Origin of the sequence: Kingella oralis, assembly GCF_014054985.1 — a bacterium.
GTDB classification, from domain to species: domain Bacteria; phylum Pseudomonadota; class Gammaproteobacteria; order Burkholderiales; family Neisseriaceae; genus Kingella_B; species Kingella_B oralis.
Map to the genome: position 1 here is coordinate 1,662,924 of NZ_CP059569.1, position 17,105 is coordinate 1,680,028.

16 protein-coding genes, 3 tRNA genes and 1 pseudogene are annotated in these 17,105 nt (G+C 54.6%); 7 read left to right on the forward strand and 13 right to left on the reverse strand.

All coding sequences use genetic code 11. The annotated features are described in order from the left end of the window. Positions 1 to 153: 153 nt before the first annotated feature. The 4 genes from H3L93_RS08925 to ppk1 form a co-directional block, all read right to left on the reverse strand. Entirely contained in the window at positions 154 to 546 is a 393-nt protein-coding gene (locus H3L93_RS08925) for a DUF4870 domain-containing protein (RefSeq protein ID WP_003793932.1), read from the reverse strand. Positions 547 to 693: 147 nt separating this feature from the next. Beyond that, positions 694 to 1,242 (reverse strand): nitroreductase family protein, encoded by a 549-nt coding sequence (locus tag H3L93_RS08930; RefSeq protein ID WP_003793930.1) that lies wholly within the window; start codon positions 1,240 to 1,242, stop codon positions 694 to 696. A gap of 83 nt (positions 1,243 to 1,325) precedes the next feature. Next, positions 1,326 to 1,484, reverse strand: a complete 159-nt coding sequence (locus H3L93_RS08935; RefSeq protein ID WP_155802943.1) for a hypothetical protein — start codon at positions 1,482 to 1,484, stop codon at positions 1,326 to 1,328. Between the two features lie 64 nt (positions 1,485 to 1,548). Continuing rightward, complete coding sequence (gene ppk1, locus H3L93_RS08940) at positions 1,549 to 3,600, reverse strand: polyphosphate kinase 1 (protein ID WP_003793924.1); 2,052 nt, start codon at positions 3,598 to 3,600, stop codon at positions 1,549 to 1,551. Between the two features lie 96 nt (positions 3,601 to 3,696). Here ppk1 and H3L93_RS08945 point away from each other — a divergent pair, with 96 nt between their 5' ends. Then, positions 3,697 to 3,852 carry a hypothetical protein gene (locus H3L93_RS08945; protein WP_155802942.1) on the forward strand — a complete coding sequence of 52 codons (156 nt, stop codon included), beginning with the start codon at positions 3,697 to 3,699 and terminating at the stop codon, positions 3,850 to 3,852. A 6-nt stretch (positions 3,853 to 3,858) separates the two neighbouring features. On the opposite strand, the gene H3L93_RS08950 is transcribed toward H3L93_RS08945, so the two are convergent. The 4 genes from H3L93_RS08950 to H3L93_RS08965 form a co-directional block, all read right to left on the reverse strand. Then, positions 3,859 to 4,485, reverse strand: coding sequence for an HI_0552 family protein (locus H3L93_RS08950; RefSeq protein WP_040558104.1), 627 nt, complete (start codon positions 4,483 to 4,485; stop codon positions 3,859 to 3,861). 72 nt (positions 4,486 to 4,557) lie between these two features. After that, a tRNA-His gene (locus H3L93_RS08955) sits at positions 4,558 to 4,633 on the reverse strand. A gap of 30 nt (positions 4,634 to 4,663) precedes the next feature. Next, positions 4,664 to 4,737: transfer RNA gene (locus tag H3L93_RS08960), tRNA-Arg, on the reverse strand. A gap of 22 nt (positions 4,738 to 4,759) precedes the next feature. Further along, positions 4,760 to 4,837 (reverse strand) — tRNA-Pro (locus H3L93_RS08965). 220 nt (positions 4,838 to 5,057) lie between these two features. Here H3L93_RS08965 and H3L93_RS08970 point away from each other — a divergent pair. The 6 genes from H3L93_RS08970 (at position 5,058) to H3L93_RS08995 (ending at position 11,196) form a co-directional block, all read left to right on the forward strand. Then, positions 5,058 to 6,197, forward strand: coding sequence for a M14 family metallopeptidase (locus tag H3L93_RS08970; RefSeq protein WP_003793918.1), 1,140 nt, complete (start codon positions 5,058 to 5,060; stop codon positions 6,195 to 6,197). A 68-nt stretch (positions 6,198 to 6,265) separates the two neighbouring features. Then, positions 6,266 to 6,664 (forward strand): hypothetical protein, encoded by a 399-nt coding sequence (locus tag H3L93_RS08975; protein WP_003793916.1) that lies wholly within the window; start codon positions 6,266 to 6,268, stop codon positions 6,662 to 6,664. Positions 6,665 to 6,858: 194 nt separating this feature from the next. Continuing rightward, positions 6,859 to 8,058 carry a c-type cytochrome biogenesis protein CcsB gene (ccsB, locus tag H3L93_RS08980; protein ID WP_003793913.1) on the forward strand — a complete coding sequence of 400 codons (1,200 nt, stop codon included), beginning with the start codon at positions 6,859 to 6,861 and terminating at the stop codon, positions 8,056 to 8,058. A 120-nt stretch (positions 8,059 to 8,178) separates the two neighbouring features. Further along, the gene (locus H3L93_RS08985; protein WP_003793908.1) at positions 8,179 to 8,643 is read left to right on the forward strand and encodes a DUF4149 domain-containing protein; all 465 of its coding nucleotides are present in this window, start codon (positions 8,179 to 8,181) and stop codon (positions 8,641 to 8,643) included. A gap of 12 nt (positions 8,644 to 8,655) precedes the next feature. Beyond that, positions 8,656 to 10,584 (forward strand): 1-deoxy-D-xylulose-5-phosphate synthase, encoded by a 1,929-nt coding sequence (dxs, locus tag H3L93_RS08990; RefSeq protein WP_155802940.1) that lies wholly within the window; start codon positions 8,656 to 8,658, stop codon positions 10,582 to 10,584. A gap of 93 nt (positions 10,585 to 10,677) precedes the next feature. Next, entirely contained in the window at positions 10,678 to 11,196 is a 519-nt protein-coding gene (locus H3L93_RS08995; protein ID WP_003793905.1) for an SH3 domain-containing protein, read from the forward strand. A 297-nt stretch (positions 11,197 to 11,493) separates the two neighbouring features. Here H3L93_RS08995 and H3L93_RS09005 read toward each other — a convergent pair whose 3' ends face one another. From H3L93_RS09005 to H3L93_RS09025, 5 genes and pseudogenes are all read right to left on the reverse strand, one after another. Beyond that, a complete protein-coding gene (locus tag H3L93_RS09005) occupies positions 11,494 to 12,153 on the reverse strand; it encodes a TetR/AcrR family transcriptional regulator (protein ID WP_003793902.1) in 660 nt (219 codons plus the stop codon). 157 nt (positions 12,154 to 12,310) lie between these two features. Further along, the gene (gene murB / locus H3L93_RS09010; protein WP_081446075.1) at positions 12,311 to 13,387 is read right to left on the reverse strand and encodes a UDP-N-acetylmuramate dehydrogenase; all 1,077 of its coding nucleotides are present in this window, start codon (positions 13,385 to 13,387) and stop codon (positions 12,311 to 12,313) included. 227 nt (positions 13,388 to 13,614) lie between these two features. Next, positions 13,615 to 13,773, reverse strand: a pseudogene (locus H3L93_RS09015) (IS1595 family transposase); the annotation flags it as partial. Positions 13,774 to 13,948: 175 nt separating this feature from the next. Beyond that, positions 13,949 to 15,427: a DASS family sodium-coupled anion symporter gene (locus tag H3L93_RS09020; RefSeq protein WP_003793892.1), complete on the reverse strand. Its 1,479-nt coding sequence runs from the start codon at positions 15,425 to 15,427 to the stop codon at positions 13,949 to 13,951. Positions 15,428 to 15,745: 318 nt separating this feature from the next. Beyond that, the gene (locus H3L93_RS09025; RefSeq protein ID WP_003793888.1) at positions 15,746 to 16,999 is read right to left on the reverse strand and encodes a complex I 51 kDa subunit family protein; all 1,254 of its coding nucleotides are present in this window, start codon (positions 16,997 to 16,999) and stop codon (positions 15,746 to 15,748) included. Positions 17,000 to 17,105 lie beyond the last annotated feature (106 nt).

Here is a 17,105-nt window from a genome sequence, read left to right on the forward strand (position 1 = left end):
TGTTAGGATTATAGTGGTTATGGCGGATGGACGGGGTAGTTATTTTGGGGAATTTTTGTAAAGGGTTTTGCCGCCCATTGTGTAAACAATAAGGCAGCCTGAAAAGCCCAATTTCGCTTTTCAGGCTGCCTTTGGCGTGAATACAGGTTCTTTCTACTTAACCAAGCGCAGCGCAAACGGATAGCGGTACGCCGTGCCTTTGCTGGCAGCAACGGCGGCAATAATGCACAACACAAAATTGGCAGCCAATACCAACCAAAACAGCAAAATGCCAATCAGCACAATCATCAACAAGCACGACACAAACACCGCCAGAATCACGGTAATTTGGAAATTCAACGCTTCTTTGGCTTGGTCGCACACAAAATCCTTGCCTGCTTTGTCTTTATTCATCAGCCAAAAAATCAGCGGCGGGATAAAACCGAAAAAGGGAGCCAGCAAATGCGCCAGCATGGCAACGTTTTTATCGTCTTGGCTGATGTCGCTGCTGCCTGTGTAAGGCTGCGATTGGGTGGCATCGCGCAAGGTTTGCTCGGCTTGCTGCAAGGCTTCTTGTGCGCCGCTGGGTTAGTTTTCAGGCTGCTTATCCAGGTTGGGTTGGTTAGGGTTTTCCATAACATCTCCTTGTTTACAAAAAATAAAATAGCTTTCAGGCTGCCCTACCCTGCTCTATTGAAGCAGCCTGAAACGGGGTTACCAATGCGTGGTAAACGCTTCCACATCGGTGTTTTTCGGCTCGGCGCAGTTGGGTTTATCCGCCGTGCCAATCATAATCAAGCCGATGATTTTTTCTTGCTCGCTGCATTCAAATTCGCGTTGCAACACGGGCGAGTTCACCCACAAGCCTGTTATCCAAACATTATCAAAGCCTTGCGCTTGCGAAGCGAGCTGGATGGCATAGGCGGCGCAGGCGGCACTCATCTGCTGCTCCCATTCGGGCTTGCCTTCTTTTGGGCTGGCAATCACGGCAATCACCAGCGGGGCAAATTTGCCCACGCGCTCGGCTTTTTCCAGCGTTTTTTCGCCCATGTTGAGCGTAATCGCGGTTTCGCGTAAGGCAGCCTGAAAACGCTGTTTGCCCGCCTCGCTTTGGATAACGATAAACCGCCAAGGGGTGAGGTTGCCGTGGTCGGGCACTTGGCTGGCGGCTTGCAAAATGCTGTCCAGTTGCAATTCGTCGGGTGCGGGCGCGCGCAGGCTTTTGTTGGAACGGCGGGTGGTGAGCAGCTCTAAGGTATCCATGTTTTTCCTTTTCTGATGATGTGGAGGGGAAGCGCGATTATACGCGATTGATGGCTGGGGAGAGGCAGCCTGAAAAGCGGAATTTATTGAATGATGCGTGTTTGCCCGATTTGAAAACCTGTTTTCAGGCTGCCTGATGGCGAGATAAAGAGGCAGCCTGAAACGGCGCAAAACCTGCAACCGATGGCGCGGCGACGGCTCGCCGACATATCTTTAATCAGCAAAATTATGTTTGGCGACAAGCCATCGTCGCGCCATTTTAAATTTCAGGCTGCCTCATAACAGCATTCAAAGGCAGCCTGAAAATCATTCCGTATATCGCGCCAACAGCGTTTCTTGAATGCCCACCTCGTCGCCGTCCGCCACAATCCGCGTGTAGCTGCCGTCGCCGTGCATCTGCCAAGCCTTCACGTTGTCGCGCAACGCCAGCAGTAAGCCCTCTTCTATCACGCGCTGTTTGAGCGCGGGCGATTCAATCGGCGTGCAGGTTTCAATGCGGCTGAAAAAATTGCGCCCCATCCAATCCGCGCTGGAAATAAACACGTTTTCCGCGCCATCGTTGTAAAAATAATAAACCCGCGCGTGTTCCAGCAGCCGCCCAATAATGGAGCGCACGCGGATGTTTTCCGACAGCCCCGCCACTTGTGGGCGCAAAGCGCACATGCCACGCACAATCAAATCAATCTGCACCCCCGCCGCGCTGGCGGCATACAACGCCTCTATCACTTGCGGCTCAATCAGCGAATTGAGCTTGGCGATAATCCGCGCAGGCTTGCCGTTTTTCGCGTTTTCGGTTTCGCGCGCGATGCTGTCCATAATCATTTTGTGCAGCGTGAACGGGCTTTGGTAGATTTTTTTCAGCTTGTTCGCCTGCCCCAAGCCGGTGATTTCCATAAATAGCGTGTTGATGTCGCGCGTTATCGCCGTGTTGGCGGTGAGCAAGCCGAAATCGGTGTAGATGCGCGATGTGCCTTGGTGATAATTGCCCGTGCCCAGATGCGCATAGGTTTTCAGGCTGCCTTGTTCGCGGCGAATCACCAACGCCATTTTGGCGTGCACCTTGTAGCCAAACACGCCATAAACCACGTGCGCGCCCGCGTCTTCCAGCTTGGTTGCCCACGACACATTATTCGCTTCGTCAAAACGCGCCATCAATTCCACCACCACGGTAACTTGCTTGCCCGCCAGCGCCGCCGCCATCAAAGCGCGCGCCAGCTCGGAATGGCTACCCGTGCGGTAAATCGTCATCTTAATCGCCACCACATCAGGATCGCGCGTGGCATCGTTGATAAATTTCACAATCGGATCAAACGATTGATACGGATGGTGCAGCAAAATATCGCCCTTAGCGATTTCGTCCAACAGCGATGCCGATTTGCGCAACGCGCGCGGATATTGCGGCGTGAACGGCGCGAATTTCAAATCGGGACGGTTCACCATATCGGGCACCGACATCAGCCGCACCAAATTCACAGGACCTTCCACTTGATACAACTCATTGCGCGTGAGCTTAAACTGTTCCAGCAAAAATTGGCTAATATAATCAGGACATTGGTCGGCAATTTCCAGCCGCACTCCGTCGCCAAAATCGCGGTCGCGCAATTCATTTTGCACCGCCGTGCGCAGGTTGCTCAAATCATCGTTTTCCACCGTCAAATCGCTATCGCGCGTTAGGCGAAATTGATGGCAGCCTTTCACCGTCATGCCGCGAAACAGCTTGTACACATACTCATGCACAATGGACGACAAAAACACAAAGCCGTCTTTGCCTTCGCAAATATTTTCAGGCAGCCGAATCGCACGCGGCAAAATGCGCGGCGCTTGCACGATTGCCATGCCCGAAGCGCGTCCAAACGCATCTTTGCCATCCAATTCCACCACAAAATTCAACGATTTATTCAGCGGACGCGGAAACGGATGCGAGGCATCCAAGCCAATCGGCGTGAGAATCGGCAGCAGCTCGCGGTTGAAATAATCTTCAATCCATTCGCGCTGCGCGCTTGTCCACTGCTTGCGGCGGTAAAACACAATATTTTCCTCGGCAAGCGCGGGCAGCAATTCTTGGTTAAATATTTGATATTGCTCTTCAATAATCTTGTGCGCTTCTTGCGCCACCAGCGTGATGGTTTCGCTGGGCGTTTGTCCCGATTGGAACACTTGCGTGGGGTTGGCGCGTTGTTCACGGCGCAAATACGCCATGCGCACTTCAAAAAATTCGTCCAGATTGGACGACACGATGCACAAAAAGCGCAGTCGTTCCAACAGCGGCACGCGCGGGTCTTGCGCTTGCGCCAACACGCGGCGGTTAAACGCCAACAGCGACAGTTCGCGGCAAAGAATGTGAGCAGATTGCGGCATGGTTTATTCCTGGATGTTGGTGTGAATAATGGGTTGGATTATAACGCTTTTTGTGTTTCAGGCTGCCTCAACATTGCGGATTGAGGCAGCCTGAAAATGAGCAAAGCGCGTTTCAGGCTGCACTCAATGGAACGTCGGCGGCTCGCCGACAGCTTGTCAAACAGTCAAACCCTATTGAATACACCCTTCGGCGACAAGCCATCGCCGTTCCATTTTAAGTTTCAGGCTGCCCTAACCCACAAGGCAGCCTGAAATCGCTTATTCAAAACATCGCTCATACAACGGCAACAACGCCTGCACCTGCGCCACAATCCAAGCCACACTATCCACGCCGTCCAAATCATCGCGCTCAACGTGCTTGCCAATACAGAAAAAATCATCCGCATCGCGTAGCGCCAACGCATTTTCAGGCTGCCTATTGAGCGGCGCATAATCCGCATACTCATCCTCGCTGCCGTGCCACACATCAAATTCGCCAAACGCGTCCGCATCCAAACCCGCCAGCCATTGGTTGTATTGCGGCAGCGCAATCGTGGAGCGGTCTGCCTTGTAGCAATGCCAATCCAGCGACACAGTCAAGCGGCGGCGATTCAACAAAATAGACAAAATCGCCGCATCGTTGGCGTGTTTGGCGTATTTAAAAAACGCAAAAAAATGCGCCCGCACCTGCCAGCCGTTGCACCAACGCTCAATATGCGGCGGCGCAAACTGCGGATTATCCCGTGCCAGCCGCTGTGCCACCTGCCCGATTACGCTTTGCCAATCCTGCCACGCCGCCTTGTAGTCCGCTTTCAGCTGCGGGATAGTTTCGGGCGCGTATTTTTTCAACTGCGCAAATTGGAAAAAAGGGCGGTTAAACAAATCACAATGGCGCGATGTGAGCATAAATCTATCCTTTGAGGCAGCCTGAAACGACAAATACAAAAAAACCGCATCAAACAATGCGGTCTAAGATAATGGGGTGGCTGATGGGGCTCGAACCCACGACAACCGGAATCACAATCCGGGGCTCTACCAACTGAGCTACAGCCACCACTAGGAGAACAATGATGAACAAAATGAACGCGCCCGACAGGAATCGAACCTGTAACCCCCGACTTAGAAGGTCGGTGCTCTATCCAGTTGAGCTACGGGCACATAAAACTATCGGACTAAATAATGGTCGGGGCGGTGGGATTCGAACTCACGACCCTCTGCTCCCAAAGCAGATGCGCTAACCGGGCTGCGCTACGCCCCGACTGAAAGATGCGCATTATAGAAACAGGCACACACACAGTCAAGCAGCAAAACCATAATCCATCCAACCCGCCTTGTTTTTATTCAAAATATTTTTCAACGCCGTTTATTTGCCTCAACAAATCCGCCCATCATTTCCCGTATGCCGTCCAAATAATCGTATAATCGCGCCCGTTTCCATTTTCATTTTTGTTTCAAACAACCGCCCACGAGTGAACGCCATGAAAATCTCCGCCCATTTTGACGCAGGCAGCATCATCGTAACCGACCTGTCCGACCCGTCGCACATCCGCTTGGCTTTGCGCCCCGACACCGCCGCCGACTTCAAACAATGGTTTTATTTCCGCCTGCAAGGCGCGGCGTACACCCACTGCGTGATGCACTTTGAAAACGCCGCCGATGCCGCCTACCCCGAAGGCTGGGACGGCTACCAAGCCGTTGCCTCGTATGACCGCCAAAACTGGTTCCGCGTGCCCACGCAATACGAAAACGGCGAACTCATCATCAACCACACCCCGCTTGCCAACAGCATTTATTACGCCTACTTTGAACCTTATTCCAGCGAGCAGCATCTGAACCTGCTGGGCGAAGCGCAAGGCAGCGGCTTATGCCAAATTGAAGACTTGGGCAGCACGGTGCAAGGGCGCGACCTCAATCTTTTAACCATTGGCAACCAAGTGGACAGCGATTTGAAAATTTGGGTAATCGCGCGGCAGCACCCCGGCGAAACGATGGCAGAATGGTTTATGGAAGGCTTTTTGTCGCGCCTGCTGGACCACCAAGACCCAACGGCGCGCAAATTGTTAGACAAAGCCACGTTCTATATTGTGCCAAATATGAACCCCGATGGCGCGGCGTTAGGCAATTTGCGCACCAACGCAGCGGGCGCGAACCTGAACCGCGAATGGCAAAACCCCAGCGTGGCGCGCAGCCCCGAAGTGTTTTTTGTGCGCGAGAAAATGCACGAAACGGGCGTGGATGTGTTTTTGGATATTCACGGCGATGAAAGCATCCCTTATATTTTTGTGGCGGGAACGGAAGGCGTGCCGAACTACACCAGCCGCATCGCCGCGCTGGAAACGTTGTTTAAAACGGCTTTTCAGGCTGCCTCACCCGATTTCCAAACCGTGCACGGCTACGAGAAAGACCATTTCGGCGAAGCCAATTTAACCCTTGCCACCAACTATGTGGGCAACACCTTCGGCTGCTTGGCGTACACGCTGGAAATGCCGTTTAAAGACAACGACAACCTGCCCGATGATGATTTTGGCTGGAATGGGCAACGCTCGCTGCGCTTGGGCGAAAGCATATTGAGCGCGGTGCTGGCGGTGGCGGAAGAATTGCATCACGAGAGTGAATAACGCGCGAAAGGCAGCCTGAAACGGCAAATCTCGTTTTCAGGCTGCCTCTGATAGAAGGAAAAACAGCTATGCCACGCAAACCCACCAAAGATGCCATTGTTATCGCCGTTATCTATTTGAGCTTCATGCTTTGGATGGCAGTAAGAGTATGGTTTGACGCGCAAACCAACGCAAACGTAAACAAAATAAACATTCTACGAATTTTGCTTATGGGTGCGTCGGGATTTTTGTCCTTGTTATATGTGGATTGGGCGTTGCCACCGCAATTTACGCCGCTGCATCGGTTATCGTGGTTCGGCAGAATCTGGCGCATTGTAGTTGCCGTGTTGGCAATTTTGATTGGCAGCGTATTTATTCTTGGCGGCTTGTTCCGCATTTGGCAACAACCCCCTACATCATCGTTGGTGTTTATGACTCTATCTACTGCCATATTGTATGTGGGCATCCGAATGCTGCGTGCGCGGTAATCCATCCGTTTTCAGGCTGCCTTTAAGCGGCTTGTTTAACCAATGCGCCCCCTAGAACACACAAACAAAAACCGCGCCGAAAACACCGTTTAACAAACCCATAGGCAGCCTGAAAACAAAAAATACGTTTCGGCAAAACCCCCTCCAACCCATTTTCAGGCTGCCCTCCGTTTAACCCCAAAACCACACAAACCATGACCACTCAACCCATCCCCCAACACGAACTGCTGCGCGAAAAATCGCTGCTCAAAACCCTCAACCTAGCCGACTGGCTGTTTGCCGCGTGCATCATCGCCATTGGCGCGCTTATCCAAATCAAACTGCCGCACCACATGGACCTTTACGAAACCGTTATCCTGTGGGCAAGCGCGCTGATTGCCACGAGCTTGGGCTGGTTTTTCAAACCGATGCGCTGGTTCATCATCGGCAGCGTGTTGGCAGGCTACGCCGCCGTGGGGCTGTATAACGGCAACATCGCCAATGGACACGAGCAAAGCGGCAAATTTTTCCTGCGCTATCTGTTAAGCAGCCAATCCGCGATTATGTGGCAATGCGCCCTAACCGCGTTCGCCTTTGCCGCCTACCTTGTCGGCACGCTCACCGCATGGCGGCAACAAAAAAGGCAGCCTGAAACGCCCATCAGCAGCAATGTGTTGCTCAAAATCGCCAGCGATTTGGCATGGGCAGCCGCCTTTATGGGCTTTGTGGGGCTGCTGGTGCGCTGGCACGAAAGCTATTTGCTGCGCCCCGACGCAGGGCATATCCCCGTGTCCAATCTCTACGAAGTGTTCATCCTGTTTATGGTGATTACAGGCTTGATGTATCTGTATTACGAGCGCAAATTCGCCATGCAAAAACTGGGCGTGTTTATCTACGCCCTGCTCTGCGGCTTGGTGGGCTTCACGCTGTGGTACAGCCTATCGCGCGGCGCGCACGAAATCCAACCGCTGATTCCCGCGCTGCAATCTTGGTGGATGAAAATCCACGTTCCCGCCAACTTTATCGGCTACGGCGCATTTTGCATGGCGGCGGCGTTTGGCGCGGCGGAACTCATCGCCCTGCGCGGCAGCAAATTTTTGCCCGATGCGGCGCAAATTGAAGAAGCCATGTATAAAGCCATTGCCGTGGGCTTTCTGTTTTTCACCATCGCCACCATTCTTGGCGCGCTGTGGGCAGCCGACGCTTGGGGGCGTTATTGGAGCTGGGATCCGAAAGAAACATGGGCGTTTATCGTATGGCTGAACTATGCCATTTGGCTGCATATGCGGCTGGTAGCGGGCTGGCGCGGCAAAGTGCTGGCTTGGTGGGCGATTATTGGGCTGTTTATTACTGCGTTTGCTTTTGTGGGCGTGAATATGTTCTTGTCGGGGCTGCATTCGTATGGCGGGTTGTGAGGCAGCCTGAAATCCCACCCCTTTTTCAGGCTGCCTTAGAATCTGTATTCAAAATTTACCCGCCTATCCCGACAAATTCCGCTATGATATGCCCTTTCCCAACCAGCAAAGGACAAGCCTATGCGCCGCATCACAGCCCTACTCATCAGCCTTTGGCTCGGATTTCACCTTAGCGTCGGTTGCGTGGTTGCCCCCCTTGTTTCCAACCACCTCAACACCTCAGACAGCGGCAAAGCCCTAGCCGACACACTTTCAGGCAGCCTCTTTCACATCGCCAACCTATTCACCCTTGCCGTTTGGCTCATCGTTTACTTCACCGCCCGCAGCGACAACCGCATGGCGTATCACAAATCCCGCACGCCCTTTTGGGCAGGCACGCTGCTTGTGTTCACCGCCATCAACGAATGGCTCATCACCCCCGTGGTCGCCGCCCTGCGCGCCAATCAAACCAACTGGCTGCACAACATCATCGGCGGACACGTCGGCACATGGAACGGCATCTCCTATCTTGTTTACCTGTTATGCAGCCTGATTGGCTTGGCACTCGCCATCCAGCTGCTGCGCCTCGCCAACCCACAACACTAACCCCGTCCATCCATCATGAACACCCCACTTCTCTCCTCCATCCAAAACCCCAACGACCTCAAACAACTGAGCGAAAACCAACTGCCCCAAGTCGCCCAAGAAATCCGCGAACTGCTGCTAGACAGCATCCAAAAAACAGGCGGGCATTTCGCCAGCAACCTCGGCGCGGTGGAGCTTACCCTCGCCCTGCATTATGTTTACAACGCCCCGCACGACCACTTGGTGTGGGACGTGGGGCATCAAACCTATCCCCACAAAATCCTCACGGGGCGTAAAGACCGCATGGACACCATGCGCCAATACCAAGGCTTGGCAGGCTTTCCCAAACGCTGCGAAAGCGAATACGACGTGTTCGGCGTGGGGCATTCGTCCACCTCCATCGGCGCGGCGTTGGGCATGGCGGTTGCCGACAAACTGCACGGCAGCGATGCCCGCAGCGTCGCCATTATTGGCGATGGCGCGATGACCGCAGGGCAAGCGTTTGAAGCCTTGAACAACGCGGGCGACATGAGCGATGTCAACCTGCTGGTGATTTTGAACGACAACGAAATGTCCATCTCGCCCAACGTGGGCGCGTTGCCCAAGCATCTTGCCCGCCATGTGATGCGCGATATGCGCGGCGTGTTGCACGAAATCAAAACCCAATCGGCAAAAGTGTTAGACAAGCTGCCCGCCGTGAAAGAAATCGCCGAAAAAGCCGAACAAACCATCAAAACCTTCGCCAGCGAAAGCGAACACGTGCAACAAAGTCTCGGCTTGTTTGAAAACTTTGGCTTTGAATACACAGGCGCGGTGGATGGGCACAACATCGCCCAATTAGTGCAAGTGTTGCGCGAATTGCGCGGCAAAAAAGGCCCGCAGCTATTGCACGTCATCACCAAAAAAGGCAATGGCTACAAGCTCGCCGAAAACAACCCCGTGAAATACCACGCCGTGGGCAAAGCCCCCGCTGCCGCCAATCCCGATTCAGGCAGCCTGAAAACCGAAGCCAGCGCAGCCCAAGCCGCCCCCGCGCCCACCTACACCGAAGTCTTTGCCGATTGGCTTGCCGACCAAGCCCAAGCCGATGAACGGCTGATTGCCATCACCCCCGCCATGATAGAAGGCAGCGGCTTGGTGGCCTTTGCCCAGCAATTCCCCAACCGCTGCTTTGATGTCGGCATCGCCGAGCAGCACGCCGTAACCTTTGCCGCAGGCTTAGCGTGCGCCGAAGCCAAACCCGTGGTGGCGATTTATTCCACCTTTTTGCAACGCGCCTACGACCAATTGCTGCACGACGTGGCGCTGCAAAACCTGCCCGTGCTGTTCGCCATTGACCGCGCGGGCATCGTAGGCGCAGACGGTCCCACCCACGCAGGCGTGTACGATTTAAGCTATCTGCGCTGCGTGCCCAATATGGTGATTGCCGCCCCCAGCGACGAGCAAGAATGCCGCCTGCTGCTCTCCACCTGCTACGCACTCAACCAGCCCGCCGCCGTGCGCTATCCACGCGGCACAGGCATCGGCGTGAACGTGGTGCGCGATTTGGCGACCGTGCCCGTGGGCAAAGGCATTTTGCGCCGCCAAGGGCAACGCATCGCGTTGATTGCCTTTGGCAGCATGGTGCAACCCGCGCTGGGCATCGCCGAGCAATTAAACGCCACCGTTGCCGATATGCGCTTTGTGAAACCGATAGACGGCGATTTGCTGCAAGAATTGGCGCAAACGCATGATTATCTGGTTTGCTTGGAAGAAAACACCACGCAAGGCGGCGCGGGCAGCGCGGTGCTGGAAAGTTTGGCGTTTTCAGGCTGCCTCAAACCCACGCTGCTGTGCGGCATCCCCGACATCGTTACCGAACACGGCGACACGGCGTTGCTGATGGATAAAATGGGGCTGTCGGAACAGGCGTTGTTAAAACGCATTGAAGATTGGGTGGCGGCGCAGTCTAAGGCAGCCTGAAAATAGAAATACACGCCAAAGCGAAAGGCAGCCTGAAAACGGGGATAGGGTTTTCAGGCTGAAACCTAATCCATCCCCAAAGGAAACCCCACCATGAAAAAACTCCTCTTCCCCCTCATGCTTGCCGCCGCCATGCTGCCCGCCCAAGCTGCCGACTATTTCCTACCAGATATCGAATGCGACGGCAGCGCCAACGTCCGTGCCGCACCCGACACGCACAGCAAAATCCTCACCGAGCTGGATTACCGTAGCACGCAGCACAAAATCCTCGGCAGGCAGGGCAAATGGTTGCGTATCCAACTAAACGGCGGCCGCACGGGCTACGTCCACCAAAGTCAGGGCTATATCGTGCAGAACTACATCGTTGCCAGCCCCGACGGCTCGGCCAATGTCCGCCACAACGAAATGGATCAAGGTCAGCCGATTACAGGGCAGTCCGAAATCCTCACCACTCTGCCCAACGGCACGCGCGCGCAGATTATTCCGAAATTGAACAGGGGCGACTGGCTGTATTACACCAATCAGGGTGCCTATACCGAAAAAAACGAATACGGCAACAACAAACTTATTTCCGGCTATATCCACAAAAGCCAGCTGCGCCGTGCCGATTAGGCAGCCTGAAACGCAAAAAGCAGCCTGCACTCCTCCAAAGGAAACCCCATGAACATCAAAAAACTAGGCAGAGCCGACTACGCCCCCACCTTTGAAGCCATGAAAACCTTCAACGCCGCGCGCACGCCCGACACCGAAGACGAAATCTGGCTGGTCGAACACCTGCCCATGTTCACCCAAGCCCCATTCACAAAAATCGAGCATAAATACGCAATCTCCACACACAAAGGCAGCCTGAAAAGCCAAACCACGCTTTTCAGGCTGCCTTTATTTCACTCTGCGCTCAGCAATACCACATCACGCCGCTTCATCGCCCACCAATCTATCCATCAGCGCATCAAACTCAGCAACCAGATTCGGCTCAATATGCGGGCGCAGCAGGCTCAATGTGCGATACACGCCGCGCGCTTTCACTTCTTCGGCACGCAGCGAATCGCGTCCGTTGATTGAGCCGTCGAAGTCAAACCAATATTTGCCCACCAGCCACATATTCACGGTTAAATCTTTCACGCCACGGTCGTCGATGTGAATCAGCCCTTTGTCGCGCAGCATGCCAAACAGCTTGGTTGCCAGCGGGGCAAATTGGTTTTGCGTGAACTGGTTATGCTCGCCCAGCAGCGTTTTGCTGCGGTTCAAGAGCGCGTTCACATCGCTAAACAAAAAGCGGTAATCCCACAAGATGTTATACAGCCCTTTCATATACACCACCGTGCCTTCAATGCCATCGGGCAGCTCGGTTTTGCCCAGATAGTCCAGCAGCTCTTGGCGATAGCGTTTGAAAATTTGCACGATGATTTCGTCTTTGTTGGCAAAGTGATAATAGAGATTGCCTGGGCTAATGTTGAGGTGGCTGGAAATATGGTTGGTGCTGATGTTGCGCTCGCCGTGTTCGTTGAACAGCATCAGGCTGGCATCAATGATTTTGGTGTAGGTGCTGGTGCGGGGTTCTTTACTCATGTTGCATTCGTTAATCGTTTGTTCATAAAAGGAAAAGCGAGATTGTATAAGATTTTGGGCAGCCTGAAAATGCAAAGACAAAATGGACAATGGCGTTTCAGGCTGCCTTTGCCGGCGGGCATCTGCCTTGCCCGCCCTGCCCTGTTTTCAGGCTGCCTTAGCTGTTGGAATCTCCCGCGCAGGGATGTTGAACAGGCTGTTCATCCCAATGCGGTTCAAGGTTGGGCTCGGGTTCCAGGTGGATGTGGAATTTTTCCCACACGGCTTGGCGCACATAATCCGACAAATCCTGCACGTCCTGCGCGCTGGCGTGGTTTTTGTTCACCAACACAAGGGCTTGCTTGTCGTGCACGGCTGCGCCGCCGATTTGTTTGCCTTTTAAGCCGCATTGGTCAATCAGCCAGCCTGCGGCGAGTTTCAGGCTGCCGTCTGCTTGCGGATAGCTGGGCATGGCGGGGTATTGCTGCTGGATGCGCGCGGCGTGTTCGGCGGTGATAACGGGGTTTTTGTAGAAACTGCCAGCGTTGCCCGCTTCGGCGGGGTCGGGCAGCTTACTGCGGCGGATTCGAATGATGGCTTGGGCGACTTGCTGCGCGGTGGGGGCTTGGCTGCCGTATTGTTCGGCAAGCGTGGCGGCAAGCTCGCCGTAGCCGATTTTGGGCGTGAACGTTTCGTCTAGCGCGAAGGTTACGGCGGTGATGACGTAGCGGCGTTTGCCTTGTTGTTTGAACAGGCTTTCGCGGTAGCCAAATTGGCATTGGGCGTTGGATAGCGTGATGAAGTTTTGCGTTTCCAAATCAAAGCATTGCACGGAAACGATGCGGTCTTTCACTTCCGCACCATACGCGCCCACGTTTTGTACGGGACACGCGCCCACTGTGCCGGGGATGAGGCTTAAATTTTCCAGCCCGCTCAGCCCGAGCGCGAGCGTGTGCTGGATGAAGTCGTGCAGGATTTCGCCCGCTTGCGCTTCCATGTGCACGATGCCGCCCGCGCGATGGGTTTCGCGGATGCCGCGCGTGGCGATGTGTACCACCAGCGCGGGATAATCACGCGTGAACAGGGTGTTGCTGCCGCCGCCGAGCCAGCAAACGGTTTGGCGGTCGTATTCGGGCAGTTGGCACAGGGCGGGCAAATCGGCGCTGTCGGTAAGCTCAACGTAATGCGCGGCGGTGGCGGGCAGGGCGAAGGTGGTGCGGTTAATCAGCGGGTGGTTGTGTTGGAGGGTAAACATGGTTTTCAGGCTGCCTGAATGGGAAAAGGGCGCATTATAGCGGGTTATGCCAAGCGTGGGATTTCAGGCTGCCTTTTGCGGGCAAAACCCGGCGGTTAAACAAGCGGATTGGAGCTGTTTGGGCAGCCAAACGGGCTGAAAAACTAAAAGCATTGGCACGCTGCGGGCGAAGCCAAGCGTTAAAACAGGCTTGCTTGCTGCGGTGGGGATTCAAATGGATTTTCAGGCTGCCGTAATTTCAGATATAGGGTGTTGGTACTTCTGAGGCTGATGCCGGTTAATCCGGCGGTATCGGAGGCGGTCAAATCCAAAGCAAACAGCCGTGGGCTTTGGCGGAATTGCGGCTCGGAAATTTTGCTGAACTTTTGATATTTTTTTGATTTCATTTCAGAAGATTGCCACCAATTTTAGTGTTCTTGCTTCCTAAGCCCCTGTCTTAAATCCGCCACAAATGAAAACGTCGGGCAGAAATGCCCGACGACCTACGGTTTTGCAAAGGTTTCAGGCTGCCTCATCCCCAAAGCAGCCTGAAACGAAGTTCAGCTTAGCTAAAACGCATCATCACCAGTAGCCCAACATTTTCCACCATGTGATGCCGATAGTGCAGAAAATCAGGATTTCCACCGCGCTCATCACAAAGCCCGCAATCCACCATTCGCCCATGGTGGTGTAGCCCGAGTTGTAGATAACGGGCGACGAGCCTGATGCGTAGTGGGTGAGCGACATCATAATGCCGGTGCTGGCGGCGAGCACCAACGCAAACAGCATCGGCGGCGCGCCCAGATGCAAGCCCACGGCGTAGAACGCGCCGAGCATGGCGGTAACGTGTGCCGTGCCGCTGGCAAACATATAGTGCGAATAGATGTACACCAAAGCCAGCAAGGCGCAGCCGACTACCCAGCTTAAACCCATGCCTTGAATTTGTTGCCCCATCAGGTCGGAGAACCATTTAATCAAGCCCAATTTGTTGAGGAAAGTTGCCATCATCACCAAGGCGGCGAACCACACGATGGTGTCCCACGCGCCTTTTTCTTTCAGCACGTCGTCCCATGTCAAAACGCCGGTGAGCAACAGCAGGGAGATGCCGAGGAAGGTGGTGGTGGTGGCATCCACTTTGATGCCAAGCGGTGCAAGCAGGCCTGCCCACAACACGAGCAACACAGCAAACACGCCCAGCGTGATTTTTTCGTTTCTGCTCATCGGCCCCATTTCTTTTAGCTTGGCGCGTGCCATTTCGGGCGCATTGGGCGTGCTGGTGATTTCGGGTTTATACAGGAAATACAAAATAATCGGCATCAGCACCATCGCCACCATCCCCGGCACAACCATGGCGACAAACCATGTGCCCCACGACAGGTGGATTTTGCTGTCGGTGGCTTTGGCAACCAAGTCCACCACCAAGGGGTTGGGCGCGGTGGCGGTGAGGAAAATCAAGCAGGAAATAATATTGGCGTGGTAGTTCACCAACGCCAGATAGCGCCCGATTTTGTTTTGCGTGCCTTTTTCAGGGTCGGAATCAAAGCTGGTGGCGATGGCTTTCATGATGGGGTGCACAATCGCGCCGCCGCGCGCGGTGTTGGACGGGGTAACGGGCGCAATCAGCAAGTCGCACAAGGCAAGGCTGTATGCCACGCCCACGGTGCTTTTGCCAAACAGCGACAGGAACAAATAGCCGATGCGCGTGCCCAGCCCTGTTTTGAGCAGGCTGCGCGAAATCATGATGGCGATACCAATCATCCAAATCAGCGGGCTGTTCAGGCTGCTTAACGCGTCTTTGGCGGCTTGGGCAGCGGGGTTTTTGATGGGATTGCCGTCTGCGCCCAGCTCGGGCACGGTTACTTGCAGCAACGCCACAATGGTCATGGCAAGCATCGCCATCGCGCCGATGGGCATGGCTTTGCCGATGATGCCCGCGATGATGCCGATAAACAGCGCAAGCAGATGCCACGCGTTGGGCGCGACGCCTTCGGGCGCGGGGATGAACCAGAGAATTAGCGTTAGGGCTAATGCTATGGCGGCTGGGATTGGTTTAAAGCCCATGATTTCACCTCGTGAAAGTTGAGTTAAGAAAGAAAAGGTTTAATCGGTTTCAGGCTGCCGCTGCGCGATTTGCGCCTGCCGGGGCGATTTAGGCAGCCTGAAACGCCATTTTAGCAAACATGATTTAACTCTTAAATAACACGTTTTGCCTTGATATAACTTAAATTAACAGTGCAACCGTTTTTCAGGCTGCCCGACTGGTTGCGGGCAGCCTGAAAAGTGTGTCGGGCGGTGTGCCATCCGTTATGGATAGGGCGCGGGAAGCGGCTCGGGCAGCCTGAACGGCATTCATCCGTTTTCAGGCTGCCTTTGCGCCGCTTATTTGCTTTCGGGTAAGCCGTATTCAATCGGGAAAGTGCGCATGGAGCTAGCGACCACGGTTGCCGCGCCGGTAATCAAGCCGCAGCGCCCCGCTCCCGGCATGATGTTCACCAGATTTTGCAGCGCGTGCAAATCGTCTTCGGTGCTGGTGCCGTTGTCCACGCGCTCCACCAAGCGGGCAAGCTGGTAGGTACCGCCTTTGCAGGGCGGGCATTGTCCGCAAGAATTGTTGGCGAAAAATTGGATGTAGTCGGCGGTTTTGCGCACGATGCTGGTACCCTCGGAAACCACAATCATCGCGCCTGTGCCCAAGCCTGAATTGCGTTCTTTGGCGGAAACGAAGTCCAACGGCACGTCCAAATCTTTGGCGGTGAGGATGTTGTTGGATGGCCCGCCCATAAACACGGCTTTGAAGGTGCGCCCTTCCAGCATGCCGCCGCCGTAGTTGTCAATCAGCTCGCGCAGGGTGATGCCCATCGGCAGTTCAAATAAGCCTTCATTTAACACGTCGCCCGAAAGCGAATACAGTTTGGTGCCTACGCCGTTGGCGCGCCCTAAGCCGCGATACCACTCTGCGCCGTTGCGAAGAATGTGCGAAACGTGCGCCAAGGTTTCGGTGTTATTGAGCAAGGTCGGCTCGCCTGCCACGCCTTTTTGGAATGGGAACGGGGGCTTGTATTGCGGGAACGGGAAGCCGCCGTTGAGCCATGAAATCACGGCGGTTTCTTCGCCGCCGATGTAGCGTCCTGATGATTCGGTTACTTTGATGGTGAGCGGTTTGCCCAGATGCGCTTCAATGCGTTGAAACAGCGCGTGTTTTTGCCATTGGGCGATGGCTTCGCGCGTGGCGGCGAGCGATTCGGTGAGATGCGGGTTGATGTAGAGAATGATGTTGTTGGCGCGGGTGTACACGGCGGCAATCAGCGCGCCTTCAATCACTTGATGCGGCGCGTGTTCCAGCAAGAAGCGGTCTTTGAATGTGCCCGGTTCGTCTTCGTTGGCGTTGCAGACCACATAGCGGTCGCCTGTTTCGCTGGGCGATTCCGCCATGGCTGTCCATTTGCGGTGGGTGGGGAAGCCTGCGCCGCCCATGCCGCATAGCCCTGCGTCTTCCAACACTTTGGCGATGTTATCGGGCGCGGTGAGGGCGTTGAGCAAACCTTCGCCGCCGCCTACAGCGAGCCATGCGTTTAAATCGGAGCCGACGAGGCGGCTGGGGTGGAGTAATACTTGGTTCAGTTCGTTTTTCATGATTTTGATTCCGTATGGGGAATTGGGTGGTTGAGGCAGCCTGAAAGTGTGTTGGCGCGTGCCCGATGGTTTTCAGGCTGCCTTTGCGGTGGATGATGGCGCGGTT